The following is a 236-nucleotide window of genomic DNA, read 5'->3' on the forward strand; positions in this document are numbered from 1 at the left end:
TCGCTGCCTAAATTCATAATGGTAATACTTTCCCCATTTTTAGCATTAACAATAGCGAGTTGGTGATTACCCGAGGTACGGTTTACGCCTTGTAATGCCACGTCGGCTAGGCCATCACCGTCCATGTCGTCTAACACGTGGAAGCTAACATCATCCCAGCGGTTGGGCCACGTTATGTTGCTAAGCGTAATGTTACGGTTGCTGCCATCTTTAATTTGCAGTTGATAGCGGTTGGT

The 236-nt window shown here is 46.6% G+C and carries 1 protein-coding gene; it reads right to left on the minus strand.

Translation table 11 applies throughout. The annotated features are described in order from the left end of the window. Nucleotides 1-236 (minus strand): hypothetical protein (locus RJ41_RS19195; protein ID WP_039222366.1); only part of this gene is annotated, 236 nt, incomplete at both ends.

This window comes from Alteromonas marina (genome assembly GCF_000808575.1).
Lineage (GTDB): Bacteria > Pseudomonadota > Gammaproteobacteria > Enterobacterales > Alteromonadaceae > Alteromonas > Alteromonas marina_A.